The 2,697-nt window shown below is 66.1% G+C and carries 3 protein-coding genes and 1 pseudogene; all 4 read right to left on the bottom strand.

The annotated features are described in order from the left end of the window. Positions 1-211: pseudogene (locus HCN56_RS24970) on the bottom strand (hypothetical protein); the annotation flags it as partial. Positions 212-408: 197 nt separating this feature from the next. After that, positions 409-1,131 (bottom strand): hypothetical protein, encoded by a 723-nt coding sequence (locus HCN56_RS24965; protein WP_167974841.1) that lies wholly within the window; start codon positions 1,129-1,131, stop codon positions 409-411. A 59-nt stretch (positions 1,132-1,190) separates the two neighbouring features. Next, positions 1,191-2,087 carry a hypothetical protein gene (locus HCN56_RS24960; protein ID WP_167974839.1) on the bottom strand — a complete coding sequence of 299 codons (897 nt, stop codon included), beginning with the start codon at positions 2,085-2,087 and terminating at the stop codon, positions 1,191-1,193. A 131-nt stretch (positions 2,088-2,218) separates the two neighbouring features. Then, positions 2,219-2,697, bottom strand: a 479-nt coding sequence (locus HCN56_RS24955) for a hypothetical protein (protein WP_167974837.1), incomplete at its 5' end; no start/stop codon positions are given.

Genomic DNA, 2,697 nt, shown 5'->3' with positions numbered 1-2,697 from the left:
CGTCCTCCCGCCCGATGTTGTGGTCCTCGTACTGGCTGTCCTCGCCGTAGGTCTCATCGTGCGAGTCGACGATCGCCGAGGCGTTGTCCGGGTCGGTCTTGTACGCCTGGTCCTTGGCGTAGGTGTCCCACCACTCCTTGAACTCCGACGCCGACCACCGAGGCGCGTAGTAGCAGGGCGGGGGCGACCAGTTCGACTGCCGTCCGGACAACGACCCACCAGCACCCGAATGCGGCGGGTCGAATACGACACCGCCGACACCGGCATCAGAACCGGCCTCGGCCCTCAGTGTAGAACCGTCTCTCTCCCCACGGACGTCATTGTTTCGCCCCGACCTACCCTCTCCCGGCGCCGCAAAGGCCAGAGGGGCCAAGAGGAGGCAGCCACCGAAAGCTACTCCCATTGCCCTCAGCGCGCGCATCGGTCACCTCCGTCAGCCGAGGTCAGAGTGACCGTCTGCCAGACACCTTCTTCGTTGAGTTCCTGTCGCGAAGTGAAGTAGTTGATACCGCTGTCCGCCTCCTGTTCGCCCGTTTCCAGATCGATCAGGTATGACTCCGCCGTGTCCATACAGTACGTAGTGACCGCCGCGGTGTCGGACTGCATCTCCAAGGTGCGCTTGTAGTAGTGCGTAGTTCCACCGAAGGACAATCCGTCGTCGTGCATTCCCACGATGAGTTCGACGCTCTCAAGCAAAGCCATATCGGCTTGGTAGAAGGGCAGGGAAGGCACCTTGGTGTCGCCGCTGGTGATTGCCTCGTCCACCGCGTTGATGGCGTGCTCCTGGTCGGCGAGGACGGCGAGTTCGACCGGGTCGTCGGTGTCGACCTTCTCGAAGACGTTGTTCACGTCGTCCGGCAGGTTGATCTCCGGACGGTCGATACCGTCCTCGGGAAGTTCGTCCTCGCCCGTCTCGTCGTCCGCCTCGTCGCCCTCGCCCTCCGTGGGATCCGGCGAAGCCGAGGAGCCCGTGTCGGCACCGGGCAGCGGGTCGTCACTGGAGTCGTCGCTCCCGCCGCAGGCGGTGGCGAGCAGGCCGGTCGCCAGCACGGCCGCGATCACAGAGGCAGAGATTCGGCGCCGCATGTCAGAAACCCCTCGGAAGCGTTCGAACAGAGAAATACGGGTCACGATACGTCATGTCCCGGACACCCCGAGGAGCGGGCGGCCACACCTGACAGCGTCTCGTGTCAGCGGACGATGGTCTGGATCTCCTGGACGGTGACGTCCTGGGTGGTGCCGAACGCGCCATCCGGCAGCGTCGCGCCGCTGCCGTCCGAGCCCTCCCAGCTGACCTCCCACACGACCGTCGCACTGAACGGGTACGGGCCGCGGTCGTGGGTCGCCCGGTGGTAGGTGACGCCGCAGGACGGCGCAGTCCCGGCGTCGGCAGCCGTGTACGGCCGACCCACACCGCCGTCCGCCCCGACCGCACAGCCGTCGTGCACCGTCGCATCGCCCGTTCCCGGATCGAGCTCCACGCGGGACGGGGTCGCGGTCACCGTCGCCGACAGCTGCGAATAGCCACTGATCGACGCAGTCACCGACACCGGCGCCAGGTCGGACGCGTCCATCCACACCCAGGTCGCCAGGTTCACCTTCTGCGCGTCCGCCGCCGGGCTCAACTCGGCACGGACATCCGGGATCTCCACCTCGGCATACGCCAGCTCCGCCAACATCTCCGGCGTCGGGGAGTTGGGGTGCGGCGGCGGGGTGTCGTCGTGGTCCACCCAGAAGATCTGCGACTCGCAGCTAGCGGTCGAGCCGTCGGGGTGGTTCGGATTCGAGTGCACCGTCCACCAGGCCCCCTCGTCCTCCCGCCCGATGTTGTGGTCCTCGTACTGGCTGTTCTCGCCGTAGGTCTCGTCGTGCGCGTCGATGATCGCTGGGGCGTTGTCGGGGTCGGTCTTGTACGCCTGGTCCTTGGCGTAGCTGTCCCACCACTCCTTGAATTCCGACGCCGACCACCGAGGCGCGTAATAGCACGGCGGCGGCGACCAGTTCGCCTGCCGCCCGGACAACGACCCGCCGTCACCTGAATGCGGCGGGTCGAACACCACGCCGCCCAGGCCGGTCTCCGACCGCACCGCCGACCGAAGTGTTCCGTCTTCATGGGCACCGTGGGCACGCTCGCGGCTTTCCCAGCGCCCGTTGCCGCCGTCGGCGAAAGCTGGAGCGCCAGCCGCCACCGCGCACGTCAGGGCAAGCAGTCCCGCTGTCAGCCTCCGCACCGATCCCCCACCTCATTGGTCTCGATCACGACCGTCTGCCAGACCTCGTTCTCTGCCAGTTGCTGGCGCAGCATGTAGTAGTAGGTGCCGCTCTCCGGGTCCTGCTCACCGCTGTCCAAGTGAACGAGGTACGCCTCAGAGGCATCCACGCAGTAGGTGGTGACAGCAGCGGTATCGGACTGCATCTCAACCGTGCGGTTGTAGTAGCGCGTCGTACCGCCGAAGGACTGGTTGTTGTCGTGCATGCCAACGATGTAGTCCGCGCTCTCACGAAGTGCGGAGTCCGCCAAGTAGAAGCGCAGGGAGGGCACTGTCGCGTCGCCGCTAGTAACGGCCTCATCGACAGCGTTCACTCCACGCTCCTGGTCGGCGAGGACGGCGAGTTCGACCGGGTCGTCGGTGTCGACCTCCTCGAAGACGTTGTTCACGTCGTCCGGCAGGTTGATCTCCGGACGGTCGATACCGT

Origin of the sequence: Streptomyces lonarensis, from assembly GCF_012033735.1 — a bacterium.
Classification (GTDB): Bacteria; Actinomycetota; Actinomycetes; order Streptomycetales; family Streptomycetaceae; genus Streptomyces; species Streptomyces lonarensis.
The sequence above is the reverse complement of the archived record's forward strand: the minus strand, read 5'-3'. Positions and strand labels throughout refer to the sequence as shown.